At 72.3% G+C, this 26,430-nt stretch carries 24 protein-coding genes, 1 tRNA gene and 1 riboswitch; of the genes, 18 read left to right on the forward strand and 7 right to left on the reverse strand.

Features of this window, described 5'->3' with window-relative positions; all coding sequences use genetic code 11:
• Positions 1-65 precede the first annotated feature (65 nt).
• Positions 66-1,361: an AMP-binding protein gene (locus ACHUEU_RS08450; protein ID WP_394215481.1), complete on the reverse strand. Its 1,296-nt coding sequence runs from the start codon at positions 1,359-1,361 to the stop codon at positions 66-68.
• Between the two features lies 1 nt (position 1,362).
• Positions 1,363-2,358: a 1,4-dihydroxy-2-naphthoyl-CoA synthase gene (locus ACHUEU_RS08455; protein ID WP_394215482.1), complete on the reverse strand. Its 996-nt coding sequence runs from the start codon at positions 2,356-2,358 to the stop codon at positions 1,363-1,365.
• Positions 2,359-2,455: 97 nt separating this feature from the next.
• On the opposite strand from ACHUEU_RS08455, the gene ACHUEU_RS08460 reads away from it, so the two are divergent.
• Genes ACHUEU_RS08460 through ACHUEU_RS08470 form a run of 3 tightly spaced genes read left to right on the forward strand, consistent with a single transcriptional unit; the run spans position 2,456 to position 6,612 of the window.
• A complete protein-coding gene (locus ACHUEU_RS08460; RefSeq protein ID WP_394215483.1) occupies positions 2,456-3,433 on the forward strand; it encodes an o-succinylbenzoate synthase in 978 nt (325 codons plus the stop codon).
• 33 nt (positions 3,434-3,466) lie between these two features.
• Positions 3,467-5,197 (forward strand): 2-succinyl-5-enolpyruvyl-6-hydroxy-3-cyclohexene-1-carboxylic-acid synthase, encoded by a 1,731-nt coding sequence (gene menD / locus ACHUEU_RS08465; protein ID WP_394215484.1) that lies wholly within the window; start codon positions 3,467-3,469, stop codon positions 5,195-5,197.
• 14 nt (positions 5,198-5,211) lie between these two features.
• Entirely contained in the window at positions 5,212-6,612 is a 1,401-nt protein-coding gene (locus ACHUEU_RS08470) for a S1C family serine protease (RefSeq protein WP_394215485.1), read from the forward strand.
• 3 nt (positions 6,613-6,615) lie between these two features.
• On the opposite strand, the gene ACHUEU_RS08475 is transcribed toward ACHUEU_RS08470, so the two are convergent.
• Positions 6,616-7,914, reverse strand: a complete 1,299-nt coding sequence (locus ACHUEU_RS08475; RefSeq protein WP_394215486.1) for an isochorismate synthase — start codon at positions 7,912-7,914, stop codon at positions 6,616-6,618.
• A gap of 168 nt (positions 7,915-8,082) precedes the next feature.
• On the opposite strand from ACHUEU_RS08475, the gene ACHUEU_RS08480 reads away from it, so the two are divergent.
• Complete coding sequence (locus tag ACHUEU_RS08480; protein WP_394215487.1) at positions 8,083-9,627, forward strand: cell division protein PerM; 1,545 nt, start codon at positions 8,083-8,085, stop codon at positions 9,625-9,627.
• Here the strand turns inward: ACHUEU_RS08480 and ACHUEU_RS08485 are convergent.
• Entirely contained in the window at positions 9,605-10,021 is a 417-nt protein-coding gene (locus ACHUEU_RS08485) for a hypothetical protein (protein ID WP_394215488.1), read from the reverse strand. The two genes, ACHUEU_RS08480 and ACHUEU_RS08485, sit on opposite strands and share 23 nt — an antisense overlap.
• Before the next feature lie 31 nt (positions 10,022-10,052).
• Between ACHUEU_RS08485 and purN the strand changes: the two genes are divergently transcribed.
• From purN to ppk2, 3 genes are all read left to right on the forward strand, one after another.
• On the forward strand, positions 10,053-10,625 hold the full coding sequence (gene purN / locus ACHUEU_RS08490) for a phosphoribosylglycinamide formyltransferase (protein WP_394215490.1): 573 nt from the start codon (positions 10,053-10,055) through the stop codon (positions 10,623-10,625).
• Positions 10,626-10,651: 26 nt separating this feature from the next.
• A riboswitch (ZMP/ZTP riboswitch) is annotated at positions 10,652-10,731 on the forward strand.
• Positions 10,732-10,760: 29 nt separating this feature from the next.
• The gene (gene purH, locus ACHUEU_RS08495) at positions 10,761-12,425 is read left to right on the forward strand and encodes a bifunctional phosphoribosylaminoimidazolecarboxamide formyltransferase/IMP cyclohydrolase (protein WP_394215491.1); all 1,665 of its coding nucleotides are present in this window, start codon (positions 10,761-10,763) and stop codon (positions 12,423-12,425) included.
• Positions 12,426-12,579: 154 nt separating this feature from the next.
• Complete coding sequence (gene ppk2 / locus ACHUEU_RS08500; protein WP_394215492.1) at positions 12,580-13,485, forward strand: polyphosphate kinase 2; 906 nt, start codon at positions 12,580-12,582, stop codon at positions 13,483-13,485.
• A gap of 9 nt (positions 13,486-13,494) precedes the next feature.
• Here ppk2 and ACHUEU_RS08505 read toward each other — a convergent pair whose 3' ends face one another.
• Entirely contained in the window at positions 13,495-15,009 is a 1,515-nt protein-coding gene (locus ACHUEU_RS08505; RefSeq protein WP_394215493.1) for an aspartate ammonia-lyase, read from the reverse strand.
• A gap of 110 nt (positions 15,010-15,119) precedes the next feature.
• Here ACHUEU_RS08505 and ACHUEU_RS08510 point away from each other — a divergent pair, with 110 nt between their 5' ends.
• From ACHUEU_RS08510 to galK, 4 genes are all read left to right on the forward strand, one after another.
• Entirely contained in the window at positions 15,120-15,410 is a 291-nt protein-coding gene (locus ACHUEU_RS08510) for a DUF3017 domain-containing protein (protein ID WP_394215494.1), read from the forward strand.
• A gap of 61 nt (positions 15,411-15,471) precedes the next feature.
• A complete protein-coding gene (locus ACHUEU_RS08515; protein ID WP_394215495.1) occupies positions 15,472-16,962 on the forward strand; it encodes a threonine/serine exporter family protein in 1,491 nt (496 codons plus the stop codon).
• Between the two features lie 2 nt (positions 16,963-16,964).
• The gene (locus ACHUEU_RS08520; RefSeq protein ID WP_394215496.1) at positions 16,965-18,059 is read left to right on the forward strand and encodes a lactonase family protein; all 1,095 of its coding nucleotides are present in this window, start codon (positions 16,965-16,967) and stop codon (positions 18,057-18,059) included.
• A gap of 137 nt (positions 18,060-18,196) precedes the next feature.
• Positions 18,197-19,465, forward strand: coding sequence for a galactokinase (gene galK / locus ACHUEU_RS08525; RefSeq protein ID WP_394215497.1), 1,269 nt, complete (start codon positions 18,197-18,199; stop codon positions 19,463-19,465).
• Here galK and ACHUEU_RS08530 read toward each other — a convergent pair.
• Together ACHUEU_RS08530 and ACHUEU_RS08535 are read right to left on the reverse strand one after the other, a co-directional pair.
• Positions 19,453-20,529 carry an adenosine deaminase gene (locus ACHUEU_RS08530; protein ID WP_394215498.1) on the reverse strand — a complete coding sequence of 359 codons (1,077 nt, stop codon included), beginning with the start codon at positions 20,527-20,529 and terminating at the stop codon, positions 19,453-19,455. The two genes, galK and ACHUEU_RS08530, sit on opposite strands and share 13 nt — an antisense overlap.
• A gap of 10 nt (positions 20,530-20,539) precedes the next feature.
• A complete protein-coding gene (locus tag ACHUEU_RS08535) occupies positions 20,540-21,796 on the reverse strand; it encodes a pyridoxal phosphate-dependent aminotransferase (RefSeq protein WP_394215499.1) in 1,257 nt (418 codons plus the stop codon).
• Between the two features lie 244 nt (positions 21,797-22,040).
• On the opposite strand from ACHUEU_RS08535, the gene ACHUEU_RS08540 reads away from it, so the two are divergent.
• The 7 genes from ACHUEU_RS08540 to rplL all read left to right on the forward strand — a co-directional run bounded on the left by ACHUEU_RS08540 (position 22,041) and on the right by rplL (position 26,178).
• Positions 22,041-22,113 (forward strand) — tRNA-Trp (locus tag ACHUEU_RS08540).
• A 62-nt stretch (positions 22,114-22,175) separates the two neighbouring features.
• Positions 22,176-22,442, forward strand: a complete 267-nt coding sequence (gene secE / locus ACHUEU_RS08545) for a preprotein translocase subunit SecE (RefSeq protein WP_394215501.1) — start codon at positions 22,176-22,178, stop codon at positions 22,440-22,442.
• Positions 22,443-22,521: 79 nt separating this feature from the next.
• Complete coding sequence (gene nusG / locus ACHUEU_RS08550) at positions 22,522-23,391, forward strand: transcription termination/antitermination protein NusG (RefSeq protein ID WP_394215502.1); 870 nt, start codon at positions 22,522-22,524, stop codon at positions 23,389-23,391.
• A gap of 183 nt (positions 23,392-23,574) precedes the next feature.
• Positions 23,575-24,006 (forward strand): 50S ribosomal protein L11, encoded by a 432-nt coding sequence (gene rplK / locus ACHUEU_RS08555; RefSeq protein ID WP_394215503.1) that lies wholly within the window; start codon positions 23,575-23,577, stop codon positions 24,004-24,006.
• A 4-nt stretch (positions 24,007-24,010) separates the two neighbouring features.
• Positions 24,011-24,730: a 50S ribosomal protein L1 gene (rplA, locus tag ACHUEU_RS08560; RefSeq protein ID WP_394215504.1), complete on the forward strand. Its 720-nt coding sequence runs from the start codon at positions 24,011-24,013 to the stop codon at positions 24,728-24,730.
• 393 nt (positions 24,731-25,123) lie between these two features.
• The gene (gene rplJ, locus ACHUEU_RS08565; protein WP_394215505.1) at positions 25,124-25,639 is read left to right on the forward strand and encodes a 50S ribosomal protein L10; all 516 of its coding nucleotides are present in this window, start codon (positions 25,124-25,126) and stop codon (positions 25,637-25,639) included.
• Positions 25,640-25,788: 149 nt separating this feature from the next.
• Positions 25,789-26,178, forward strand: coding sequence for a 50S ribosomal protein L7/L12 (gene rplL, locus ACHUEU_RS08570; protein ID WP_394215506.1), 390 nt, complete (start codon positions 25,789-25,791; stop codon positions 26,176-26,178).
• Positions 26,179-26,430 lie beyond the last annotated feature (252 nt).

Below are 26,430 nucleotides of genomic sequence, written 5' to 3' on the forward strand. Positions count from 1 at the left end.
CGCCGCTCGACGGCCCTGACGAGGATACGCCGCGGTCGGAGTCCGGGACCCGGCCCGGCACCGAATCACATCCCGGTCTCCGCGGCGAGGCGGCGGGCAGCGGCGCGGTCGACCTTCCCGATGCCCAGCAGCGGCAGCTGCTCGAGCACATGCACTCGCTTGGGGACCATATGGGACGGGATCTCGGAGGTGCGCAGGGCCGCACGCACCAGGGCGGTCGCCTCGTCGGGATCGACTCCGTCCTCGAGCGTCACCAGTGCCTCGACCCGCTGGCCCCACTCGGGATCCGCGACCCCCACCACCACGGCCGCCCGGATCATGCCGCGCAGCATCAGCGAGCGGTCGATGGCCCGTTCCACGTCCTGGGGGAGGACCTTGCGGCCGCCGGTGTTGATGACGTCATCGGCTCGGCCCAGCACCGTCAGCGCCCCGTCGGCGTCGAGCTCGGCGAGGTCGGAGGTGAGGAAGCGGCGGGCGGCGTCACCGGTGAAAGGCGTGGTGTCGGTGCCGCCGCCGGCGGTGAGGTAGCCGAGCGCCAGGGTGGGGGAGGTGATCTGCAGCCGTCCGGCGCCGGCGGCGTCGGGCTCGGCGAGGCTCAGCTCCACCCCGGGCAGGGGGGCGCGGTCGTAGACGCAGCCGCCGGCGGTCTCCGAGGAGCCGTAGGTGGTGCGCACCGCGATCTTCTGGGCCCGGGCGCGGGCGAGCACATCGGGGCTGGTCGCGGCGCCGCCCACCAGCACGCCGGCGAAGCGCTTCAGCACCCCGCGAGCGCGGGCGTCGGCGCCGGTGGCGCCGGTGACGATGCGGGTCAGCTGGGTGGGCACCAGCGAGGTGAGCGCCGGCAGACCGGCACGGGCGGCCTGCTCCAGCACGGGGACGGCGAGCTCGACGAAGGCGGTGGCATCGAAATGGCCGCGCAGATCGGGCAGCGGGTCCGGCAGCGCCGCGGCGTCCAGGCCGAGCACCTGGGCGGTGCGGTGGGCGCGGGCGAGCACCTGCACCCCGGCGATGTGGGTGGGGGGCAGCAGCGGCAGCCAGAAGCCGTGGCCGCCGGAGTCCGGGGCGGTGCCGTCGGCCGTGAAGAGCTGCGCGGTCGCGTCGTGCGAGGCGAGCAGCGCCTGTCGGGTCAGGGCCACCGCCTTCGCGGTGCCGGTCGAGCCGGACGTCGGCACCACCAGCGCCGCGTCCTCGAAACCGGACGGCAGCTGCGCAGGAGGGTCGAAGGGACCCAGCCACAGCCGGGCCCGGCCCGCCATCATCTCGCCGATCGCCGCGGCGTGGGCGGTCAGCGAAGCGGCGGAGGCGTCGTAGGCGGGCGGGACCAGCCAGGGCAGGGCGGACGGCGAGGTGGTGGCGCTCATCTCAGCCCTGCGGGTGCGGGAAGTGCGACCAGTCGGGAGCGCGCTTCTCGAGGAAGGCATCGCGACCCTCGGCGGCCTCGTCGGTCATGTACGCCAGGCGCGTCGCCTCCCCGGCGAACACCTGCTGGCCCATCAACCCGTCGTCGGCCAGGTTGAAGGCGAACTTCAGCATCCGGATCGCCTGCGGGGACTTGGTGGCGATCCGGGCCGCCATCTCCAGCGCCACGTCCTCGAGCTGGGCGTGGTCCACGACCCGGTTCACGGCGCCCCAGTCGTAGGCGTCCTGGGCGGAGTACTCCTCGGCCAGGAAGAAGATTTCCCGGGCCCGCTTCTGGCCCACCTGCTTGGCGAGGTAGGCGGAGCCGAAGCCGCCGTCGAAGGAGCCGACGTCCGCATCGGTCTGCATGAAGCGGGCGTGCTGGCGGGAGGCGATCGAGAGGTCGCTGACCACGTGCAGGGAGTGCCCGCCGCCGGCGGCCCAGCCGTTGACCAAGGAGATCACCACCTTGCCCATGGTGCGCATCAGGCGCTGCACCTCGAGGATGTGCAGCCGGCCGGAGGAGCCGGTGCGCACCTGCGCCGTCTCGCCGTAGTCCTCGGCGTCGGCGTACTCGTAGCCGGCCCGGCCCCGGATCCGCTGATCGCCGCCGGAGCAGTAGGAGTGGCCGCCGTCCTTGGGGGAGGGGCCGTTGCCGGTGAGCAGGATGACGCCCACGCCGGTGTCCAGCCGGGCGTGGTCCAGCGCCCGGTACAGCTCGTCGACCGTGTGGGGTCGGAAGGCGTTGCGCACCTCGGGCCGGTCCAAGGCGATCCGCACCGTGGGCAGATCCCGCTCGGTGCGCTCCCCGTCGGCGGACTCGATCCGCTCCACCGCGCGGTGGTAGGTGATGTCGCTCAGCGCAGGCCCGCCGTGCTCGGCCGCGGGCACCTCCCGCCAGCGGCGCGGGTCGAAGGTGTCGGAGACCCGACGGGGCATCGGAACAGGTGCGGTCGTCATGACTGCCAGGGTAGTCCGGCGGTGACCGGCACCGGGTCGGCGACGAGCCGCCCGTACGAGGTCGCCCCACGGCCGCCGGCTCATTATCCTCGAGAGCATGCAGATCCCCTCCTCCCTGCGCGACCTCGGCATCGACGAGGCACGTGCCTGGTCGATCCCCATGACCACCCGCTTCCGCCGGATCACCGAGCGGGACGGTCTGCTGCTGCACGGCCCCGCCGGCTGGGCCGAGTTCTCCCCCTTCTGGGACTACGACGCGGCGGAGTCGGCGAGCTGGCTGCGCGCCGCCCTCGCCGACGCCACCACCGAGCGTCCCGCTCCGCTGCGCGAAGTGGTCGAGGTCAACGTCACCATCCCGGTGGTGCCGCCGCTGCTCGCCCACCGCCTCGCACGGGTCGGCGGTGCCACCACGGCGAAGGTCAAGGTCGCCGATCCCGGCGTGAGCCTCGCCGAGGACGCCGCCCGGCTGGAGGCGGTGCGCGACGCGATGGGCCCCGCCGCCCGCCTGCGCATCGATGCGAACGCCGCCTGGACCCGCCAGGAGGCGCTGACGGCACTGCCCGTCCTGGACCGGGCGGCCGGAGGCCTCGAATACGCCGAGCAGCCCTGTGCCGCCCTCGAGGACCTCGCAGCGGTGCGACGCGCGCTGGACATCCCGATCGCCGCCGACGAATCGGTGCGCCGCGCCGAGGACCCGCTGCGGGTAGCGCGGGCCGAGGCCGCCGACCTGCTGGTGATGAAGGTGCAGCCCCTCGGCGGGGTGCAGCGCTGCCTGGAGCTGGTCGAGCAGGCCGGGCTGCCGGTGGTGGTCTCCTCCGCGCTCGAGTCCAGCGTGGGCCTCAGCGCCGGGATCGCGCTCGCCGCCGCCCTGAGCGAGCTGCCGTACGCCTGCGGGCTCGGCACCGCGCCCCTGCTCACCGGCGACCTCGTCGAGCAGCCCCTGCACGCCGACGACGGGATGCTGCCCGTCGGCCGCCGCGACCCGGCCCCGCAGCTGCTGGAGCGCCACGCCGCGGGGTCCGAGCTCACCGCCCGCTGGGCGGAGCGGCTCGCCGCCTGCGCCGCCCGGCTCTGAGCCGCCCGCGCGCGGGCGCACTACGCTGACGGGGTGCATGAGCGAACCGCCCCGATCACCCCGTCGGCCTGGATCGAGGCCCCCCGCCCCACGGGCTCCGGCGCGGTCGACCAGTCCGTCGCGCTGTGGAGCGCCCTGGCCGAGCTCGGGCTGCGGCACGCGGTCCTCGCCCCCGGCTCCCGCTCCGCACCGCTGGTGTACGCCCTGGCCGCCGCGGAGGTGGGGGAGCGGATCCGCGCCCATGTGCGCATCGACGAGCGGGCCGCGGCCTTCACCGCGCTGGGGCTGAGCCGTCACGATCCCGCCCGTCCCGCCGCCGTCGTCACCACCTCCGGCACCGCCACCGCGCACCTGCACGCCGCCGTGATGGAGGCCCACCACTCGCGGATCCCGCTGCTGGTGCTCACCGCGGACCGCCCCGCGGAGCTGCGCGAGGTGGGCGCGAACCAGACCACCCGACAGGCCGGGATGTTCCGGTCCCTCGCGCGCCTGGCCGTGGATCTGCCCGCTCCCACCGCTGCGGGAGCCACCGCCCTCGAGCTGCGCACCGCGGTCTCCACCGCGGCGCGGGCGCTGGCCGCGGCCACCGGGGAGCATCCCGGCCCGGTCCACCTGAACCTCTCCTTCCGCGACCCGCTGGTGCCGCGGCCGGGGACCCCGACGGCCCCGCCGACGCAGACCGCTGCGGAGCCCGCGAGCCCCTCCCGGCAGCGGATCGTGCTCACCCGGCGTGTCGGCTCCCCGCCCCCACCACCGCACCCGGTGCCGGTGGACGGGCGCACCGTGGTGGTCGCCGGGGACGGCGCGGGACCCGCCGCCGCCGAGCTCGCCGCCCAGCACGGACTGCCGCTGCTGGCCGAACCCAGCTCCGGTGCCCGCCACGGCGAGACCCTGATCCCCGGCTACCCCGCCCTGCTGCGCGAGGTGATGGCGGGTCCGGGCCATCCGCTGCGCCCGCAGCGGGCGATCGTGCTCGGCCGCCCCACCCTCTCCCGTCCCGTCGTCGGTGCCCTGCTCGGCGCCGAGGACGTCGAGGTGATCGTGGTCGATCGGCAGCTGGACTGGCCCGATGTCGCCCGCCGCGCGAGCCTCGTGGTCCCCTCCGCCGTCGGCCAGGAGCAGGAACCCGTTCCCGCGCAGGAGCGGCGGGCGCACCTCACCGCCTGGCGCGTCGCGGCCGGGACCGCCGCGGCGGTCCTGCCCAGCAGCTGGCAGCAGCAGGCCGCGCTCGCCGTCTGGGAGTCCTCGGGCGCGGGTGATGTGCTGGTGCTCGGCTCCTCCAGCCTGGTGCGCGACCTCGAGCAGCACGCCGGCCCCACCGCCGCCCGGGTCATCGCGAACCGGGGCCTGGCCGGGATCGACGGCACCACCGCGATGGCCGGCGGGATCGCCCTGGCGCGGGAGGCGGCGGCTGAAGCTGGCCGGGTCCGGCTGCTGGTGGGTGATCTCACCGCCCTGCACGACCTGACCGGCCTGCTGATCGGCCCGGAGGAGCAGCGCCCGGTGCTGGACATGATCGTGGTCGACGATGGCGGCGGTCGCATCTTCTCCGGACTCGAGCATGCCGCCGCGCCTCCGGACCTGCTGCGACGTTTCTTCACCACCCCGCACGGTGCCGACATCGCTGCGGCCGCGGCCGCCCTCGGGGCCGAGGCCCACCGCGTCACGGCCGAGCTGCTGCCCGAGGCGCTCGCGATGCCTGCCGAGGGGCTCCGCGTGCTCGTCGTCCAGCCGATGCCCAGCAATGACTCGAGGAATTCTTGAACAGGAGTGCTGACATGGATCCCATGACGAACGAGAACACCCCGCAGGAGAACCCGTACGGCACCTCCGACCGCAGCGGCCCCGGGCACGACGCCCCGGGTCACGAGGCCCCCCGGGAGGGCGCCTGGGGATACGACGCCCCGAGCGGTGACGCCCCGCGGCACGACCAGCCCGGAGCAGCAGCGACCGCACCGACCGCGCCGGTTGCGGCCCACGGTGCTGCGACCCCGTTCCCGGCCGCCCAGACCCCCACGGCCCGGACCTCCCCGGCACCGGCATCCGTGAGCCCGGCCCCGCCCCGCCGCGGCCCCGGCTGGGGCGGGGTCAGCGCCCTGGTGGTGCTCGGCATGATGCTCTCCAGCGGCGCGACCCTCGGCGGGGTCGTCGTCTACGACCAGTTCCTGGACCCGGACCCGGCGGTCTCGGCGCAGCCGGGGACCGGCTCCACCTCCGCCGCGCAGCCGGCGGCGGCGATCACCGGAGAGGCCCCGAACTGGGCCGCGGTCGCAGATCAGGTCGCCCCGAGCACCGTCGCGATCAAGGTCGCCACCTCCGCGGGCACCGCCCAGGGCACCGGAGTGATCCTCGACGAGAACGGCGCCATCCTCACCAACAATCACGTCGTCGAGGGGGCCCAGGAGATCCAGGTCAGCATCAGCGACGGCCTCAGCTATCCGGCCTCTGTCGTCGGCACCGACCCCACCACGGACCTCGCGGTGATCCGTCTGGACTCGCCGCCGGACGGTCTGCGACCTGCCACCTTCGCGGACTCCTCGACGGTCGAGGTGGGCCAGCCGGTGATGGCGCTCGGCACCCCGCTGGGGCTCGAGAACACCGTCACCACCGGCATCATCTCTGCCGTGGACCGGCCGGTCACCGCCGCCGGCGAGCAGGGCGACGGCTCGGAGGCCACCTTCACCTCGGCGCTGCAGACCGACGCCGCCATCAACCCCGGCAACTCCGGCGGCCCGCTGGTGGACGCGGCCGGTCAGGTGATCGGGATCAACAGCGCGATCGCCAGCATCCCCAATGCCTCCGGCCAGGCGGGCAGCATCGGGCTCGGCTTCGCGATCCCTGCGAGCACCGCCACGATGATCGCCGAGCAGCTTGAGGAGGACGGCACCGCTGAGCATGCCTTCGTGGGAGTGACCAGCACCGACGGCACCGCCTCGGACGGTGAGGCCACCTACAGCGGCGCCGAGGTGATCAGCATCGAACCGGACAGCCCGGCCGCCGAGTCGTCGCTGGAGGAGGGCGATCTCATCATCGCCGTCGACGACACGCCCGTCGGCGGAGCGGCGGCCCTGACCGGGGTGGTGCGCGGGCTGGAGATCGGCTCCACCCACCAGTTCGAGGTGGTGCGCGACGGTGCCCTGCAGAGCATCGGGATCACCCTCGCGGTGCGGCCCTCCTGAGCGTCAGGCGCCGTGCTCGCCGCGCAGCGCCCGCAGCATCGGCCGGCACTTCGCGAGGGCCTCGGCATGCTCCGAGACCGGATCGGAGGCGGCCACCAGACCGCCCCCGGCCTGCAGCACGACCGTCCGCTCACCGACCAGGTGCGCCATCCGCAGCGCGATCGCCCACTGCCCGTCCCCATCGGCGTCCATCCACCCCACCGGGGAGGCGTAGCCTCCGCGATCGTGCGGCTCCAGGTGGGCGATGATCTCGTCGGCCTGGGTGCGCGGGGTGCCCGAGACGGCGGCCGAGGGATGCAGTCGCGAGGCGACGTCGAGGCTGGTGGTGCCGCTGCGCAGGCGTGCCGAGACATCCGAGGCCAGATGCTCCAGCCCCGGCAGACGCAGCACGAACGGCTCGGGGGAGACCTCGATCTCCGCTGCCAGGCCCTCCAGCCGCTCGACCACCGAGTCGACGGCGAAGGCATGCTCGGCCAGCTCCTTGGAGTCGCTGCGGAAGGCGCGTCGATCCACCTCGTCCAGCTCCCCGTCGTCAGCCACCGGGCGCGAGCCCGCCAGCACCCGGGAGAAGACCCGACCGTCCTCGGTCTGGGCGAGCATCTCCGGGCTCGCACCGACCACGTCCTCCAGGTGATACACCCAGGTGCTGGGGTAGGCACGGGCCAGCCGGGTCAGCATCTCGGCGGGGGAGAGCGTTTCGGGGGTGCGCACCGCGGTGCGCTCGGAGAGCACGACCTTCTCGGCGTGACCGTCCCGGATCTGGGCGATCGCCTCCCGCACCAGGGCCTGGTACTCGTCCGGCGTGTGATCGGGCTCGATCTCGAGCGGCTCCACAGCCTCCGTGGGGAGCGGGGAGGAGGGGAACAGGTCCCGCCAGCTGGTGGGCAGGGCCGGCTCCTCGTCGACCCCGACCACGGTGAGGAAGGATTCCCCGTCGTGCACGCCCAGCAGGGCCCGCGGCACCATCAGCGTCGACGGGCGCGGCGAGGAATCGGCGTAGGAGAAGCTGCCCAGCGCGATCAGACCGCTGGTGCGCACGCGCACCTCGTCGTCGACGCGGGCGCGGGCGGCCAGGGCGCGGAAAGCGGCGCCGGTGGCCGCGAAGCGGTGCGGCCCGTCGGCCCGCGCCGACCAGGCCTCCCCGAGCGCCACCATCCCCTGCCCGTGACGCAGCCACGCACCGCTGACCGCGGCCGGCACGTGCCCGAGCAGGTCCACCGCCTCCTCGATGCGCTGGGTGCGGACGTGCAGCACCACCGGTGGCTCGGCGGCGGCGTCGGAGGGCAGGACGGAGGCAGACATCGGTGCCATTATGCGGCACCCGGAGGCGTGTGGGCGTGACCCGTGTCCCGGCCGCAGATGCGCAGGAGAGCCGTGCGAAGGTGCGACCATGGAGCGGCGAACCGTCCCCGCCGGACGCGCCGCCCCGGTTCCGCGTCCCATCGAGACTCGTCCCCTAGGAGCACGCGCGTGAGCAGCACAGTCGACAGCATCGCGACGCCTCTGGTCCGGGGCGTGCTCGGGGCGCTGTCCTCACTCGGCATCGCACTGGCCGTGGTGGTCGTGCCGGCGCTCGCCGCCCAGGTCGCCGGCACCGCCTCGAGCGCGACCGCGCTGGACGCGATCCTGATCGGCCTGAGCATCCTCGTGCTCGGCCACGGCGGCGGCGTCATGGTGGACACCGGGGTGATCGACGGCCCCGTGACCATGACTCCCTTCGGTCTGCTGATCCTGCTGCTGCTGCTCTCGGCGCTGGCGATGCGCCGGGTGGGTCGAGCGCTGCGGCCGGTGCGGGACGACGGCGTGCTGCGCACCGGCGCCCTGCGCGACGCCGGCTCCGCACTGGGCATGTATGCGCTGGTGTACGCGGTCGGGCTGGCCGTGCTGGCCGGCATCGGCCGCAGCGTGGACACCTCGCCCATGATCACCTCGGCGGTGGTCTCCGGGCTGATGGTCGCCGTGGCCGGGGGACTGCTCGGCATGCTGTGGTCGCTGCGACGGGAGCCGACGGACGCCGTGCCCGGGGTGCGGGTGCTCGAGCTGCTGCCCGCTCCCTACGGGGACGTCGCCCGGGCCGTGCTGCTGGCGGTGACCGGATTGTGCGGGCTCGGCATGGCGCTGGTGGTGGTGCTGCTGCTGCTGTCCGTCCCCGCCCAGGCGGCCCTGTTCGAAGGGCTCGCCCCCGGGATCGTCGGCGGGTCCGTGCTCACCCTGCTCCAGCTGGCCCTGCTGCCGCTGATGGCGGTGTGGGCGCTCACGGTGCTGCTCGGCGGCACCGTCGGGGTGGGGACCTCCACCGGCATCTCGCTGGACGGCGCCGAGACCGGAGTGCTCCCGGCGCTGCCCATGCTGGGCGCCCTCCCCGGGCCCGGGGACTTCCCGGCCGCGCTCTGGTTGCTGATGATCCTGCCCGCGCTCCCGATCGCGCTGGGCGCGGTGCGGCTGGTGCAGGACGTCGCCCACCTCGGACGGCGCGAGCAGATCACCGCCTGGGCGGCCTACCCGGTCTCCGTGATCGGGGTGTGCCTGCTGCTGGCCGGCCTGTCCACCGGCGGGATCGGGGACGGCCGCCTGGTGCACGTGGGGCCGCAGATGAGCACGCTGGCGCTGCCGCTGATCATCATCGTCGCGGCGACCACCGCGCTCGTGCTCGCGGTGCTGGTGACCCCGCTGATCCCCTGGACCCGCAGCGCGCTCGGCTCCGTGCGGGCACGGGTCGAGGCGGCCGAGCGCAGCGAGCACGGCGACGCGGGGACGCGCAGCGCGCAGGCGGAGAGCGACCAGCACGACCCGGAGGCCGCACGCAGCGCGCTGCTGGCCCGCTTCGCCCGACGCCACGCCCCCCTGCAGCCCGTCGCGGAGCCCGAGGACGCGGGCCCCGACGCCGATGTCCGGGCGCTGCCGGCGACCGAGACCGACACCGACCGGGCCGAGGGCACCCCGGCCGAGGAGCCGGCACCCCCGGCGGACGCCGCTCGGCGGAGGAACCGGCTCAGCCGCCGAACAGACCGCTGACCCAGTCGGCCATCGAGCCCTCCGCCGCCGAGGTGCACTCGGTCCGGGCCTGCTCGGTGATGGCGGAGGAGCGGCACTGCTCGAGCTCGGCCATCGGGCCGTAGAACGCGACATCGAGCGCGGCCCCGCCGATGATCAGGAGCATGGCCGGCACCCCGAGCAGGATGCCGAACGCCGCCATCGTGACGCGTCGCTCCCGGAACGCCCGCACGATCAGCAGGATCAGCAGCACCAGGGCGACCAGCCCGGTGAGTCCGGACAGCAGCGAGTAGGGCAGCGGCGAGAGCATCAGCAGCCAGGAGGCCAGGATCGCCAGGGTCAGGGCGCCGGACAGTCGTCGGGACCGGGTGGCTGCCCGGTCCGTGGACGGGCCGGAGGGGGAGTCGCTGTTCATCGGGTCCATTGTGCCCGACTACGCTGGAGCGGTGACCCGCCTCCCCGTCGTCGTCCTCATCTCCGGCACCGGCTCGAACCTCGCCGCCCTCCTCGCCGCGGAGCGCGCCGAGGACTGCCCCTATGCCGTGGTGGCGGTGCTCGCCGACCGCGACGCCACCGGCCTCGAGCATGCCCGCGCCGCAGGCATCCCCACCGAGATGGTGCGCCTGGCCGATCATGCCGACCGGGCCGCCTGGGACACGGCGCTCGCCGAGGCGGTCGCGGCCCATCGCCCGCAGCTGGTGGTGCTGGCCGGGTTCATGAAGCTCGTCGGCCCTCCGCTGCTGGAGGCCTTCGGAGGTCGCATCATCAACACCCATCCTGCCCTGCTGCCCTCCTTCCCCGGCGCCCACGGGGTCCGGGACGCCCTCGCCCACGGCGTGAGGATCACCGGCTGCAGCGTCATCGAGGTCGATGCCGGTGTGGACACCGGGCGGATCCTCGCCCAGGCCGCGGTCGAGGTCCGCGAGGACGACACCGAGGCGACCCTCCATGAACGGATCAAGGCCGTCGAGCAGCCGCTGCTGGTGGACGTGGTGCGGCGTCTCGCCGCCACCTCCTGAGAAGCCTCTCCGCCAGGCCCCGGATATGCTGGAGGCACACGACTGGCGAAGGTGGGGGACCACCGGGGAGTGACACCAGTGAGCATCGACCGCCTGGGTGCCCACCACACGCAGATCCGAACAGGAGCACCCCACGTGAGCACCGCAGAGCGTCGTCCCCTGACGCGAGCCCTCCTCTCCGTCTTCGACAAGACCGGCATCGTCGACCTGGCCCGCACCCTCGCCGAGAACGGGGTCGAGATCGTCTCCACCGGGTCCACCGGCAGCACCATCCGTGACGCCGGCATCGCGGTGACGGAGGTGGAGACCGTCACCGGCTTCCCCGAGATGCTCGACGGCCGGGTCAAGACCCTCCACCCGCGCATCCACGGCGGGATCCTCGCCGATCAGCGCCTGGCCGCCCATCAGGAGCAGCTGAAGGCCCACCAGATCGCCCCCTTCGACCTGGTGGTCGTGAACCTCTACCCCTTCAGCGAGACCGTCGCGGCCGGCGGCAGCTTCGCGGAGATCATCGAGAAGATCGACGTGGGCGGCCCCACCATGGTGCGCGCGGCCGCGAAGAACTTCGCCTCCCTCGCCGTGGTCGTGGACCCGGAGGGCTACGCGATCGCCGCCGAGGCCGCCGCGGACGGCGGCTTCACCCTCGCCGAGCGCCAGCAGCTCGCGACGATCGCGTTCACCCGCACGGCGGAGTACGACGACGCGATCAGCGACTGGATGCTCGAGCAGCTCGACGGTCCCGCCGAGGCGGAGGGAGCAGGCCCCGACGACGAGCACGACGAGTACGACGAGGATGTCAGCATCCTCGATCTCTCCGCCGCCGACGCCGCCGAGCTCGGCATCACCGCCACCCTCCGCTACGGCGAGAACCCGCACCAGCGGGCGCGCCTGGCGGTCACCGACGAGACCGCTCCCGGCCTCGCCGGTGCCGAGCAGCTCGGCGGGAAGGAGATGAGCTACAACAACTACGTCGACGCCGACGCCGCCGTGCGCGCCGCCCACGACCACACCCTCCCGGCCGTCGCCGTGGTCAAGCACAACAACCCCTGCGGCATCGCCGTGGCCGGCCAGGGCGAGGACATCGCCCTCGCCCACGCCCGCGCCCACGGCACCGACCCGGTCTCCGCCTACGGCGGCGTCATCGCCGCCAACCGCACGGTCACCCTCGCCATGGCCCAGCAGGTGAGGCCCGTCTTCACCGAGGTCATCCTGGCGCCCGACTACGAGGACGAGGCCCTCGAGCTGCTGCGCACCAAGAAGAACCTGCGGATCCTGCGCCTTCCCGGGCAGTACTCCCGCGGCGCCGAGCTGCGCGAGATCTGGGGCGGGATGCTGATCCAGGACGCCGACACCCTCTCCGCCGAGGGCGACGACCCCGCGCAGTGGACCCTCGCCGCGGGCGAGGCCGCCGATGAGGCGACCCTGGCGGACCTCGCCTTCGCCTGGCGCTCGGTGCGCGCGGTGAAGTCCAACGCGATCCTGCTGGCGGACGACTCCGCCGCCGTCGGCATCGGGATGGGCCAGGTCAACCGCCTGGACTCGTGCCGCCTGGCGGTCACCCGGGCCAACACCCTGGGAGCTCCCGACGGGGCCCAGGAGGCCCCGGAGCGGGCCCGCGGCGCCGTCGCCGCCTCGGATGCGTTCTTCCCCTTCGCCGACGGGGTCCAGATCCTCCTGGACGCGGGCGTGCGCGCGATCGTGCAGCCCGGCGGTTCGATCCGTGACGAGGAGGTCCTCGCGGCCTGCCGCGCCGCGGGCGTGACCATGTACCTCACCGGGACACGGCACTTCGCGCACTGAGCCGCGGCCTCCCGACCCGTCGGTCGGTGCGCCCCGATCCCGGTGCTGACGGGGCGGGGCGCACCGCTGGTCCGGCTCCGGAGCCCCGGGCGTCCAGCGTCCCGTCATCCAGGACCCCTAGAGTTGGTCCATCCCCGCGTGCGAAGGAGCGACCGTGAAGATCCCTGACAACCAGAGCCTGCGCGAATACATCGAGCATCTGCGCGACGAGGGGTACTCGGTCCAGGACGGCCATACGCCGGACCCGGACCTCATCGACCCGCAGGGCAACCCGGTCTACACCTGGCAGCAGGGCTATCCGTACGACACCCGCATGGACCGCGACGAGTACGAGCGCGAGAAGTACAAGCTGCAGGTGGAACTGCTGAAGTACCAGTACTGGCTGGAGGACAACGACCAGAAGTCGATCATCATCTTCGAGGGGCGGGACGCGGCCGGCAAGGGCGGCACCATCAAGCGCTTCACCGAGCACCTGAACCCGCGCACCGCCCGCGTGGTCGCGCTGAACAAGCCCAGCGACCGCGAGCGCGGGCAGTGGTACTTCCAGCGCTACATCCGGCACCTGCCCACCGATGGCGAGATGGTGCTGTTCGACCGTTCCTGGTACAACCGCGCCGGTGTCGAGCGGGTGATGGGCTTCGCGACCCCCGAGGAGTACGAGACCTTCATGAACCAGGTGCCCTACTTCGAGCGCATGCTCGTGGACTCCGGCATCTTCGTGACGAAGTTCTGGTTCTCCGTCTCCCAGAAGGAGCAGCGCACCCGCTTCGCGATCCGCCAGCTGGACCCGGTGCGGCGCTGGAAGCTGTCCCCGATGGACCTGGAGTCCCTGGATCGCTGGGAGGCGTACACGCAGGCCAAGGAGGAGATGTTCCGCCGCACGGACAAGAAGTACGCCCCGTGGACGATCATCCGCTCCAATGACAAGAAGCGCGCCCGGCTGAACGCCATGCGCTACTTCCTCTCCCAGTTCGAGTACGACGGCAAGGACCACGAGGTGGTCGGCGCGCCCGATCCCAAGCTGGTGATGCGCGGCAAGATGGAGGAGGCCGACGAGTGAGCTGAGCGGTCAGAGGGTCTGCGCAGGGTCCTCGGGCAGGCGCGTGATCTCCCCGGAGTCCAGCTGCTCCGCGGAGAGCGCCGGCATGGTGCCGGTCGGGGTGGCGCGATGCGGGGCGGTCATCGAGGCCGGGGACAGCAGCGCCTGCAGCCGGGCCTCGTCCAGCAGGCCCCGCTCCAGCACGAGATCGGCGACCGGACGCCCGGTCTCCAGGGCGGTGGCCGCGACCTCCGTCGCCGGGCCGTAGCCGATCACCGGCACCAGCGCGGTGACCACGCCGATCGAGCGGCGCAGGTTGTCCTCGAGCACGTCCTCGTTGAGCGTGATCCCGGCGATGCAGCGATCGGCGAGGGTGTTCATCGCCCGGGTCATGATGCGCGTGGACTCGAGGATGTTGAAGGCGATCACCGGCTCGAAGGCGTTCAGCTGCAGCTGCCCGCCCTCGGCGGCGAAGGCCACGGTGAGATCGTTGCCGATCACCTCGAAGGCGACCTGGTTGACGACCTCCGGGATCACCGGGTTCACCTTGCCCGGCATGATCGAGCTGCCCGGCTGCACCGAGGGGAGGTTGATCTCGTGGAAGCCGGCCCGGGGGCCCGAGGACAGCAGCCGCAGATCGTTGCAGATCTTCGAGATCTTCACCGCGATGCGGCGCAGGATCCCGGAGAAGGTCACGAAGGCGCCGGTGTCGCTGGTGGCCTCGACCAGATCGACGGAGACCACGAAATCGATCCCGGTCAGGTCCGAGAGCTCCTCGGTGGCGAGCTGCGCGTAGCGCGGATCGGTGGTGATACCGGTGCCGATCGCGGTCGCGCCGAGGTTGATCTCCTGGAACGCCGCGGCGGTGCGGGTGAGCCGTTCGACGTCCTCCTCGATGGTGGTGGCCCAGGCGTTGAACTCCTGACCCACCGTCATCGGGACCGCGTCCTGCATCTGCGTGCGGCCCATCTTCAGCACCTGGGAGTACTCCGCGCCCTTGGCGCGCAGGGTGGTGATCAGGTGATCCATCGACTCCACCAGTGCCGGGAAGGTCAGCAGGATCCCCAGCCGCAGCGACGTGGGATACACGTCGTTCGTGGACTGGGACAGATTGACGTGATTATTGGGGTGGAGGTGCTGGTACTCGCCCTTCTCATGGCCGAGGATCTCCAGCGCGCGGTTGGCGATCACCTCGTTGGCGTTCATGTTGGTGCTGGTCCCGGCGCCGCCCTGGATCATGTCCACGACGAAGTTCTCGTGCAGATCGCCGCCGGCGATCTCCGCGCAGGCCTGCTCGATCGCGGCGGCACGCTCGTCGTCGAGCGCTCCCAGACGATGGTTCGCACGAGCCGTGGCCCGCTTGACCTGGGCGAGCGCCTCGATCAGGCGCGGGAAGTGGCTCAGCGGGACATCGGTGATGTGGAAGTTCTCCTGCGCTCGCAGGGTCTGCACACCGTAGTAGGCATCGGCGGGGACCTCGCGGTCGCCGAGCAGATCATGCTCCGTGCGAGTGGCGATGTCGGGCGTCGAACCGGGGCTGGTCATGTGAAGGAGTCCTCCAGGTCGCTCTGAGGTCGACGGCGCTGCCGACCACGGCAAGCCTAACCGGGCAAGCCCCCGGGGGAGGCCCCCGCGGTACCCGTACCATGGTCGGCGTGCCGCAGCGACGTTCTCCCTTCACCGTCTCCGCGGCCGTGCGACGCCAGAGCGTGCTGACCCTCGCCCTGGGCGCGCTCGGCGCGATCATCGCGGTCGGGGTGCTGTTCTCCGCAGCGCTGGCCGGGCTGCTGCTGGCCGTGCTGCTGGGCAGCCTGGCCGTGCTGCGGGCGGCCCTGCCCGTCAGGGTCGTCGGCGCCCTGGCCGTCCGCTCCCGGGGCTTCGACGTCGCCGTGCTGCTGATGCTCGCGATCTCTCTCGGCGTGCTGTCCACCTCACCGAACCTCTGATCCCGCGCCCGGCCGCCGCGCCGAGTGTTCCGGGCCCCGGCCGGTGTGGCACGATCGAGCCGTGCCCACCGATTCCATCCGGCTCCATGCCGTGTTCGACCTCGCCATGAGGATCGGCGAGGGCCTGCTCACCAACGGCGCCGCCGCCTCCGAGGTGACCGCGACCGTGCTGCGGGTGACCAGCTCCTCCGGTCTGCGCAACGTCTCCGTCCAGGTGACGTTCAACGAGGTGACGATCTCCTATCTGGCGGACGAATCCGCGACCCCCTTCACCAGGGTGCGCTCCGCGAGCGACCGGGTGCAGGACTTCGCCCGGCTGGCGGCCTTCGAGGACGTCTCCCACGGTTACCTCTCGGGGGAGCTGGCGCTGGACGAGGCGCGTCGGCAGGCCGCTGCCATCCCGCAGCGCCAGCCGCGGTACCGGATCCCCCTGGTGGTCTCCGGCTTCGCCGTGATGGGCGGCGCCGCCGCGCTGTTCTTCGGCGCGGGCAGCCTGGTGGTGATCGCCGCGACGATCTCCGCAGGTCTCCTCATCGTGATCGGCGAGCTGCTGGCGCGCTGGAGCATCCCACCGTTCTACAGCCAGGTGCTGGGCGGCTTCGTCGCGGTGGGCGGTGCGGTGCTGGTCGCCCTGATCGACCACAGCGTCAGTCCCTCGATCGTCGTCGTCTCCTGCATCATCGTGCAGCTGGCCGGACTCTCCTCGATCAGTGCGGTGCAGGATGCCGTCACCGGCTGGTACGTCACCGCGGCCGGCCGCATGCTCGAGACCCTGATGCTCACCGTGGGCCTGGTCGCCGGGGTGCGCGGGGGACTGCTGCTGGCCGATGTGATCGGGGCCGACGTCTCCGTCAGCGCCGCGATGCCGCTGACCTTCACCACGGCGGTCGTGGTCGTGATCTCCGGCCTGGGCATGGGTCTCGGGTACGGCGTCGGCACCCAGGTCCCCTCTCGGCTGCTGCTGTTCGGCGCGCTGGTGGCCTCTGGCTCCGGCATCCTCGCGCACCTGCTCAGCAGCGCGTCGCTGGATCGGCCGGTGGCCGCCGCTGTCGCCGCCTTCGGCACCGGGATGGTGGCGACCGTCCTCGGGGACCGGCTGCGGGCGCCCGCCCTCGCGTTCGTCATGGCCGGGGTGATCCCGCTGGTCCCGGGCAGCCGCATCTACAGCGGGCTGCTGGGCGTCGGTGATGACCTCGGCGCCGGCGTCGCGGAGATGCTGGGCGCGGCCGAGATCGCGGTCGCGATCGCCGCCGGGGTGGTGCTGGGCCAGCTGCTGGCCTCGCGCCTGCTGCCGTACTTCCGCCGCAGCGGGATCGCGTACACCCCGGCGATCTCCTCACCGTTCACCACCCTGCGGCGGCGGCGGGTCTCGCTCGGATCGGGCCGGATCCGGCGACGTCGCCGCGCCGCGGTGATCGAGCCGTCTACGATGACCGGTGAGATGACAGCGCTGTCCTCGTCGATGTTCGATGATCCCTCGTTCCTCGAGGACCTCGAGCCGCCCTCGGACCTCGAGGACGGCACGGGGAGGCGCTCCGACCGCGAGGAGTGACCATGACCACCACCGCACTGATCGCCGCCGGCGGGTACTCGCGCAGCGGCACCGGCCGCGGACCCGGTCTCGAGCTGCTGGGCCTGACCATCGCCGCCGCCACCGGCGCACCGGCCGTGGAACGCCTGGCGGAGGTCGACCTGCCGGACCCCTCCTTCGTGCTCTGGAGCCAGGACGGGACGCTGCTGCACGCGGTGCTCGAAGGAGATCCCACCCGGGTGGTCGCCGTGCGGATCGCGGCCGACGGTCGCGAGGCCGAGGTCATCGGGGACCTTGCCGTCGACGGCACCGGGGGCTGCCACCTCAGCCGCGGCACCGAGCCGTCCACGCTGGTCATCGCGCAGTACGGTGCGGGCACGGTGGCCACGGTGCGGCTGGACGAGGCCGGGATCCCGATCGAGCAGATCGATCTGGACGATCACCGGGACCTCCGCGACAGCGGCGACAACAGCACGGAGCACGGCCTGGACGGTCCGCACCCGCACCAGGTGGTCGCACTGGCGGGCACCCCGCTGCTCGCCGTCCCGGATCTCGGACTGGACCGGGTCCTGCTGTACCGCCAGGACGCCGCCGGGATGATCGACCTCGCGGGGGAGATCCCGCTCAGCCGCGGCAGCGGCCCCCGACACCTGGCGGCGGACCACGAATCCGATCAGCTCCACATCTCCTGCGAGCTCTCGGGCATGATCGCGACGGCGGCCCGTAGCCGGACCGTCCCGCAGCGAGGGCTGCCCTCCGTGATGGAGGGGCCCGCGCAGCGGTGGAGCGTGCGCTCGATGATCCCCGCCAGCGGCCGGGACGGAGCCAATGCCCCGTCGCACATCGAGCTGACCGAGGACGAGTCCGCCCTGCTGGTGGCCAATCGCGGACCGGACACCCTCTCGCTGCTCTCGCTCTCGGCGATGCGTCCGCTGCTGGTGACCGAGGTCGAGGTGGGGGCGCACCCGCGCCACTTCACCCAGCTGGGCGACCTGGTGCTGGTCGCCGCCCAGGAGGGGGACCGCATCGACGTGCTGCGCCGCCGCGGGGATGAGCTCACCGTCGCCGCGGCACCGATCCCCGCCCCCTCGGTGGCGTGTCTCGCAGTACGGCCCTGAACAGGGGCACCGGAGCGGCCGAAGCTGGGAGCCCGCACTGTGCTCTTGTCGAGATGACGGTTAGACTCGCGGACGCCGTGCCGGGCGGAGGCTGCTTCCGCCGGTCCCCGGCCCCAGACCGCTCCGGAAGGAACTCCATGACCAGCCCCGATTCCCGCCCCGCCCACGTCGTTGCCGCGGGCGCCGCCCCAGGCACCGAGCGGGCGTCGGTGGAGCTCTCCGCGGCTCCCGAGCGCTCGGCGGCGGCGGATCGTGCCGCGCAGCTGTTCGAGGAGTCCTTCGGGTACGCGCCCGACGGGGTCTGGTCGGCGCCCGGCCGGGTGAACATCATCGGTGAGCACGTCGACTACCAGGACGGGCTGTGCCTGCCGATGGCGATCTCCCACCGCTGCTTCGCGGCGGCGGCGCGCACGCCCACCGATCGTCTGCGCCTGCGCTCCGCGCAGGACGAGACGGTCCTGGACATCGACGCCCGGACGCTGTCCCCGGAGACGGTCACCGGCTGGCCCGCCTACGTGGCCGGTGTGCTGTGGGCGCTGCGCTCGCGCATCTCGGGCGTCACCACCCGCGGCATGGACATCATGATCGACGGTCAGGTGCCGCTGGGCGCCGGGCTCTCCAGCTCCGCCGCGCTCGAGTGCGCCGCCGCCGAGGCCATCGAGGACCTGCTGAGCCTCGGCACCGGACCCCTGGACCGGGTGCGGGCCGCGATCACCGCCGAGACCGACTTCGCGGGAGCCTCCACCGGCGGCCTGGACCAGTCCGCCGCGGTGCTCTCCCGGGAGGGTCATGCGCTCTTCCTCGACTGCCGCGACTTCTCCACCCGCCCGGTGCCGTGGGACCTCGCCTCCCAGGGTCTCGCGCTGCTGATCACGGACACCCGCGCCGAGCACTCGCACGTCGACGGCGAGTACTCCGCGCGCCGTGCCGACAGCGAGCGCGCCGCCGCGGCTCTGGGCGTGCCGACTCTGCGCGACGCCGACCCCGCCCAGCTCGACCAGCTGCTCGCCCGGGTCGATGACGAGGTGGTGCGGCGTCGTGCCCGCCACGTGATCACCGAGATCCAGCGGGTCCGGGAGTTCGACCTGCTGCTCGCGGACGGCACCGTGCGCGAGCACGTCACGGAGCTCGGCGCCCTGCTGAACGCCTCGCACGACTCCCTGCGCGAGGACTACGAGGTGACCGTCCCCCCGCTCGACCTCGCCGTCGAGGCGGCCCGGCGGGCAGGCGCCCATGGCGCCCGGATGACCGGCGGCGGCTTCGGCGGCTCGACCATCGCCCTGGTCGAGGCCGCGCAGGCGCAGACCGTGGCCGCCGAGATCGCTGCGGCCTTCACCGCCCAGGGCTTCGGGACCCCGGAGTTCTTCCTCGCCCTGCCCGCGGAGGGCGCCGGTCAGGACCGCTGAGGTCCCGTCGGCGGGGCGCTCCCGCCGGCGCCGGCGGGGACCGGGGCGGCGAGCCAGTCCCGCACTCCGCTCAGCAGGCGCTGCTTGACCGCCTCGGGCGCGGCCGAGATCCGGATCGAGGAGGCGGCGAGCTCGGCGAGCTCGGCGTCGTCGAAGCCGCTGGCCCGTGCGGTCTCGTACTGGTCCAGCAGGCGCGCGCCGAACAGCAGCGGGTCGTCGGCGCCCAGCGCGATCTGGGCGCCCGCGTCGACCAGGCGCCGCAGCGGCACATCGGCCGCCTGCTCCACGACCCCCAGCGAGGCGTTGGAGGCCGGGCACACCTCGAGGCCGATACCCGCGGAGATCACGTGGTCCAGCAGCGCCGGATCCTCGGCCGCCCGCACCCCGTGGCCCAGCCGGTGCGGCCCCAGGTGCTCCACCACGTCTCGCACATGGGCGGGGCCCAGCAGCTCTCCGCCGTGCGGGACCGCCAGCAGACCGGCCTCGCGCGCGATGCGGAAGGCCGGGGCGAACTCGGCCGTGGCGCCGCGACGCTCGTCGTTGGAGAGCCCGAAGCCGACCACCGGCCCCGCATGCCGCACCGCCAGGCGGGCGAGCGTGCGCGCGTCCAGCGGATGGCGGGTGCGGGAGGCGGCGATGACCATCCCGATGCTCACCCCGGTCTCCTGCTCGGAGCGGGCGGCCTGGTCCAGCACGATCTCGATCGCCGGGGTCAGCCCGCCCACGAACGGGGCGTAGCTGGTGGGATCCACCTGCAGCTCCAACCGTCCCGAGCCCTCGGCCGCGTCATCCAGCGCCGCCTCGTGGAGGATCCGGCGCATCGCCTGCTCGGAATCGACGACGGCGCGCGCCGCGTCGTACTGGCGCTGGAAGCGGAACCAGCCGCGACGCGTCGGCTCGACCTGCAGCGCGACGTCGTCGATGAGGGAGCGCGGCAGCCGGATGCCCCGCTGCGCCGCCAGCTCCCACAGCGTGGCGGGACGCATCGACCCGGTGAAGTGCAGGTGCAGATGCGCCTTCGGCAGCGCGGCGAGATCACGGCGGGCGCCGTCGAGCGCACTCATGCGCGGAGCATCACTCGGACAGCAGCGCGATCACCCGGTCGATGCCCTCGGTGATGTCGTCGTCGGCCAGGGCGTAGGAGAAGCGCAGGTGGCCCGGGGCTCCGAAGGCCTCCCCGGGTACGGCGGCGACCTCCGCCTCCTCGAGGATCACGGTGGCCAGATCGGTGGAGGTGGTGATCTCCCGGCCCCGGATCGTCCGGCCCAGCACCTGGGAGACGTCCGGGAAGGCGTAGAACGCGCCGGTGGGGGTGGGGACCGTGAAGCCCGGCACCTGGGAGAGCTTCTCGACGATCAGCCGACGCCGGCGGTCGAAGGCCACCCGCATCTCCTCGACGGGCTCGCTCGGACCGGTCAGCGCGGCCAGCGCCGCCCGCTGCGCGATGTTGTTGACATGCGAGGTGAGGTGGGACTGCAGGTTGGTCGCCGCCTTGATGACATCGGCCGGGCCGACCATCCAGCCCACGCGCCAGCCGGTCATCGCGAAGGACTTCGCCACCCCGCCCAGCAGCACCGTGGTCTCCGCCAGCTCCGGCACGGCCTTCAGCACCGAGGTGAACGGCATCCCCTCGTAGGTGAGCGACTGGTAGATCTCGTCGGTGACCACCCAGATCCCGTGCTCGAGCGCCCAGCGACCGATCTCGGCGACCTGCTCGGGCGTGAGCACCACGCCGGTGGGGTTCGAGGGGGAGCACAGCAGCAGCGCGCGGGTGCGCTCGGTGCGTGCCGCCTCGAGCTGCTCCACGGTGGGCACGTAGTTCTGCTCGACCCCGGCCAGCACCGGCACCTCGGTGGCGCCGGCCTGCCGGATGGCCTCCGGGTAGGTGGTCCAGTAGGGCGCGGGGAGGATGACCTCGTCGCCCGGGTCCAGGAGGGTCGCGAAGGTCTGGAAGACGGCCTGCTTGCCGCCGTTGGTCACGAGCACCTGCGCGGGATCGATCTCCAGGCCGGTGGAGCCGGAGAAGGACTCGGCCAGGGCCTGCTTGAGCTCCGGGTGGCCGCCGGTGGCCGAGTAGCGGTGGTTGCGCGGATCCTGCGCTGCCTGCACCGCCGCCTCGACGATGTGCGCCGGGGTGGGGAAGTCGGGCTCGCCGGCGCCGAAGCCGATCACCGGGCGGCCGGCGGCCTTGAGGGCCTTGGCCGTCGCGTCGACGGCGAGCGTCGCGGAGGGCTGGATCATTCCCACCCGCTGCGAGATGCGGGCATGCCGGGCGGCATGCTGAGGGGACTGCGGGCTGTTCGCGGGGATGCTGGCATCGTCGGTGGTCACCCCACTATCGTGGCAGAGCCCGCCGCGCGCCGCCAGACCGACGCGCTGGTGGACGGAGCTCGGACGGGCCTGCCGGCCACGGAGGAGCAGACCGACGGGGGAGTGGCCTGCGTCTCGTCCTCCTGTGATCTGACCCGGACCGATTCGCCTGAGGTCCCCGCGGCTTGTATGCTGGTCGCTGGTCAGAACCGCAGATCCTCCCGAGGGTGTGCGGACATGGCCGCATGAGGTCTGGTCCTCATGAAGGGCAGTGGCGCAATTGGTAGCGCAGCGGTCTCCAAAACCGCAGGTTGCAGGTTCGAGCCCTGTCTGCCCTGCCGGTCCGGTCGGGATCATCCGATCGGATGCGGATGACCTCGACGAGATCGGACAGTCCAGAGTGAATTCCAGCCAGAACGCCCCGTCGACGCCCACCGGTGCCGACGCCCAGGGCAGCGGGTCGAAGAGCCCGTTCCTGGCGATCGGTCTGTTCATCCGCCAGGTCATCGCGGAGCTGAGGAAGGTCGTCGTCCCGACGCGGCGGGAACTGATCCTGTACTCGATCACGGTCCTGATGTTCGTCGTCTTCATGATCCTGCTGATCTTCGGCCTCGACGCCGGGTTCAGCTGGCTGTCCCGGATCGCCTTCACGGTCCCCGACCTGTGAGCCGCGGGCCGTCCCGCCGCCCCGCACACCGCACCGTGACCGATCAGTTCCCCGCCGCCAGGAAGGCAGGTTCCCGCCGATGAGCGATCAGACCTCAACCCCCGACGAGTCCTACGCGGACCTCGACGACTCCCTCTCGTTCTCCTCCTCCGCCGTGGACCCCGCGTCGCAGAGCGCCGAGGCGCCCGCGACCACGAACGACGAGGAGCCCGCGGAGGCCGCTGCACCCGCCGACGGGGCCGCGCCCGTCGTGGAGGACCCCGTCGTCGAGGACGCAGTAGCCGAGGACTCCGACGCCCCCGAGGGCGAGAGCGCCGACGCCGCCGAGGAGCCCGCGGAGGAGGACCCGCTGGTGCAGCTGAAGCGCCACCTGCGCTCCGCTCCCGGCGAGTGGTACGTCATCCACTCTTATTCCGGTCACGAGAACCGCGTGAAGACCCAGCTGGCCACGCGCACCGAGACCCAGGACATGGAGGAGTACATCTTCGAGACCCAGGTCCCGATGGAGGATGCGACCGAGGTCAAGAACGGCCAGAAGAAGATCGTCCGCCGCGTCCGCGTGCCCGGGTACGTGCTGGTGCGCATGGATCTGACCACCGAGTCCTGGCGCGTCGTGCGGGACACCCCCGGCGTGACCGGTTTCGTGGGCAACGCGACCGACCCGACACCGCTGAGCTTCGACGAGATCTTCTCCATGCTCGAGCCGTCCGTCGGCCTGCCGGAGAAGAAGCGCGCCTCGGGCGCCGGTGCGGGCAAGGCCGCCGCCGCGCAGAAGGTCCCCGATTTCCAGGTCGGCGAGTCCGTCACCGTCATGGACGGTCCCTTCGAGACCATGCCGGCCACCATCTCCGAGATCCACTCGGAGGCCCAGAAGCTCCAGGTCCTGGTGTCCATCTTCGGGCGCGAGACCCCGGTCGAGCTGGCGTTCGACCAGGTCGCCAAGATCTGAGCGGCGCACGGCCCCCGGCCGTGCAAGTACGACCAGGATCACCCCCGATCCCGGTCGACGCCGCCGCGACGTGCAGGTAACGTCGCCTCCTGGGTCTGTCCCCGCCACGTGCGGGAGCGGGCCCTGCAGTGGGAGGAGCGCGTGATGAGCTCCGCCCGGACCACACCACAGTAAGGAAGAGCAATGGCTCCCAAGAAGAAGATCGCGAGCGTCATCAAGCTCCAGATCCAGGCCGGCCAGGCCACACCTGCGCCGCCCGTGGGTCCCGCGCTCGGCGCTGCCGGCGTGAACATGATGGAGTTCGTGAAGGCCTACAACGATCGCACCGCCGATCAGCGTGGCAACATCATCCCGGTCGAGATCACGGTCTACGAGGACCGCTCGTTCACCTTCATCACGAAGACCCCGCCGGCCGCCGAGCTCATCAAGAAGGCCGCCGGCCTCCAGAAGGGCTCCGCCGTCCCGCACACCGACAAGGTCGGCACGATCACCCAGGCACAGGTCCGCGAGATCGCGGAGACGAAGATGCCTGATCTGAACTCGAACGACATGGAGGCCGCGGCGAAGATCGTCGAGGGCACCGCTCGTTCCATGGGCATCACGGTGGAGGGCTGAGGACATGGGTTTCCGTAGCAAGGCATACAAGAACGGTGCAGCCCTGGTCGAAGAGGGCCGCGCCTACACCCCGCTGGACGCGCTGCGTCTGGCGCAGAAGACCTCCCCGGCCAAGTTCGATGCCTCGGTCGAGGTCTCGATGCGCCTGGGCGTGGATCCCCGCAAGGCGGATCAGATGGTGCGCGGCACCGTCAACCTGCCCAACGGCACCGGCAAGACCGCCCGCGTCATCGTCTTCGCGACCGGTGCGCAGGCCGAGGCCGCGCTCGCGGCCGGCGCCGACGAGGTCGGCGACGACGACCTGATCGAGAAGGTCGCCGGCGGCTGGACCGACTTCGATGCGGCCGTGGCCACGCCGAACCTGATGGGCAAGGTCGGCAAGCTGGGCCGCGTGCTCGGCCCCCGCGGCCTCATGCCGAACCCCAAGACCGGCACCGTCACCATGGACGTGACCAAGGCCGTGTCGGACATCAAGGGCGGCAAGATCGAGTTCCGCACCGACCGGGCGGCCAACCTGCACTACATCGTCGGGAAGGTCTCCTTCTCCGACCAGCAGCTGACCGAGAACTACGTCGCCGCGCTCGACGAGATCCTGCGTCTGAAGCCGTCCGCCTCCAAGGGGCGCTACATCGAGAAGATCACCGTGTCCACCACCATGGGCCCGGGGATCCCGGTCGATGTGAACCGCACCCGCAACCTCCTCGAGGAGACCGACGAGGCCTGATCACCGGCCTCCCGGTCACCGCGACGGTGCACCACGACGCCCCGCTCACCATCACGGTGGGCGGGGCGTCGTCGTGCGAGTCGGACCAGCGCCCGGATGTGACGCAGAACGCCGCTCCCGACGTGGCGGCGGTGCCCGTGCATGGTCTAGCCTGGGGGGACCGAAGACCGCCGGTCGTCGTCCTCGACCTCGAGGACGATCGAAGAAATCCCTCCGGGATGGCCTGCGCAGGTGAAGAAGCGATCGTTGCACGATCATCCCGGTCCGGCCCCGGCCGGAGCCCTGCGGGGCAGCGGATCTCGTGCGATCGAGGCCTCGACACTTGCGTGTCGAGGCCTTTCCTGTTGCTCGGACTTCTTCACCCGGCGGCCAGAGACCTCTGGAAGGAGGGCCATGGCTAACCCCGAAAAGGTGGAAGCCGTCTCGGAGATCGCGGAGCTGTTCCGCGAGTCCGATGCCGCTGTCATCACCGAATATCGCGGGCTCAGCGTGGGGGATCTCAAGGAGCTTCGCCGCTCGTTGGGTTCCGAGACCACCTACGCCGTGGTGAAGAACACGCTCACGGAGATCGCCGCCCGCGAGGCCGGCATCACCGCCCTGGATGGCACGCTCAGCGGTCCGACCGCCATCGCGTTCATCAAGGGGGAGCCGGTGGGGCCCGCGAAGGCCCTGCGTGACTTCGCCAAGACCCACGACCAGCTCGTGATCAAGTCCGGTTACTTCGAGGGCGCTGCGCTCTCGAAGGAGGACGTCCAGAAGCTCGCGGACCTCGAGTCTCGCGAGGTCCTGCTGGCCAAGGCCGCCGGCGCCATGAAGGCGTCGATGTCCAAGGCCGCCGCCACGTTTGCGGCGCCGCTGTCGAAGGCAGCACGCACCGTGGACGCGCTGCGGGCCAAGCAGGAGGCCTGAGCGGCCCGAGCCGCTCAGCTCTCCGCCCCCACAGCCTCAGCGCTGTCCCCGTGCCTCCTTCACCGGAAGCGCGATCCGCACGACCTGGCGCGCATGCGCCGTCTCACACCGCAGGGACCCCGGTCCCGCCCAAAGGAAGGAACGCCACCATGGCTAAGCTCAGCAACGACGAGCTCATCGAAGCTTTCAAGGAAATGTCCCTCATCGAGCTCTCCGAGTTCGTGAAGCAGTTCGAGGACGTCTTCGACGTGACCGCTGCCGCCCCCGTGGCCGTCGCCGCTGCCGGTGGCGCCGCCGCCGGTGGCGAGGCAGAGGCCGAGGAGGAGCAGACCGAGTTCGACGTCATCCTCGACTCCGCCGGTTCCGCGAAGATCGCCGTCATCAAGGAGGTGCGCGCCCTGACCTCCCTCGGTCTGAAGGAGGCCAAGGCGCTCGTCGACGAGGCCCCCAAGGCCGTCCTCGAGGGCGTCAAGCAGGATGACGCCGAGGCTGCCAAGATCAAGCTCGAAGAGGCCGGCGCGACCGCTTCCGTCAAGTGATCTCCGGCGCGCCTTCCGTGCGCGCCTGATCCGACGGCAGTCGCACTGCTGACGAAGGGCCGTCCCGCATCCGCGAGGCGGCCCTTCTGCCTGCCCGGACGCGATCCGACGCCTCACGAGGCTCCGGGAGCACCTCACTGACGAGGCGCGACACTCCGGGGGTAGGCCTGCGTGCCGTAGTGCCTCATGTCAAGATGCCCGCGAAATCCTTGCCGTGCCTCAGCTAAGAATGCCCGCGAACGGCCCGGCCCC

Source organism: Brachybacterium vulturis, assembly GCF_043641765.1.
GTDB lineage: Bacteria > Actinomycetota > Actinomycetes > Actinomycetales > Dermabacteraceae > Brachybacterium > Brachybacterium vulturis_A.

Coding starts and splice junctions, on each gene's coding strand:
- ACHUEU_RS08470 (WP_394215485.1), top strand. CDS start 5,212: ATGGATCCCATGACGAACGAGAACACCCCGCAGGAGAACCCGTACGGC.
- rplJ (WP_394215505.1), top strand. CDS start 25,124: ATGGCTAACCCCGAAAAGGTGGAAGCCGTCTCGGAGATCGCGGAGCTG.
- ACHUEU_RS08485 (WP_394215488.1), bottom strand. CDS start 10,021: ATGAACAGCGACTCCCCCTCCGGCCCGTCCACGGACCGGGCAGCCACC.
- ACHUEU_RS08520 (WP_394215496.1), top strand. CDS start 16,965: ATGACCACCACCGCACTGATCGCCGCCGGCGGGTACTCGCGCAGCGGC.
- nusG (WP_394215502.1), top strand. CDS start 22,522: ATGAGCGATCAGACCTCAACCCCCGACGAGTCCTACGCGGACCTCGAC.
- rplK (WP_394215503.1), top strand. CDS start 23,575: ATGGCTCCCAAGAAGAAGATCGCGAGCGTCATCAAGCTCCAGATCCAG.
- ACHUEU_RS08475 (WP_394215486.1), bottom strand. CDS start 7,914: ATGTCTGCCTCCGTCCTGCCCTCCGACGCCGCCGCCGAGCCACCGGTG.
- ACHUEU_RS08450 (WP_394215481.1), bottom strand. CDS start 1,361: ATGAGCGCCACCACCTCGCCGTCCGCCCTGCCCTGGCTGGTCCCGCCC.
- ACHUEU_RS08530 (WP_394215498.1), bottom strand. CDS start 20,529: ATGAGTGCGCTCGACGGCGCCCGCCGTGATCTCGCCGCGCTGCCGAAG.
- rplA (WP_394215504.1), top strand. CDS start 24,011: ATGGGTTTCCGTAGCAAGGCATACAAGAACGGTGCAGCCCTGGTCGAA.
- ACHUEU_RS08460 (WP_394215483.1), top strand. CDS start 2,456: ATGCAGATCCCCTCCTCCCTGCGCGACCTCGGCATCGACGAGGCACGT.
- ACHUEU_RS08455 (WP_394215482.1), bottom strand. CDS start 2,358: ATGACGACCGCACCTGTTCCGATGCCCCGTCGGGTCTCCGACACCTTC.
- rplL (WP_394215506.1), top strand. CDS start 25,789: ATGGCTAAGCTCAGCAACGACGAGCTCATCGAAGCTTTCAAGGAAATG.
- ACHUEU_RS08505 (WP_394215493.1), bottom strand. CDS start 15,009: ATGACCAGCCCCGGTTCGACGCCCGACATCGCCACTCGCACGGAGCAT.
- galK (WP_394215497.1), top strand. CDS start 18,197: ATGACCAGCCCCGATTCCCGCCCCGCCCACGTCGTTGCCGCGGGCGCC.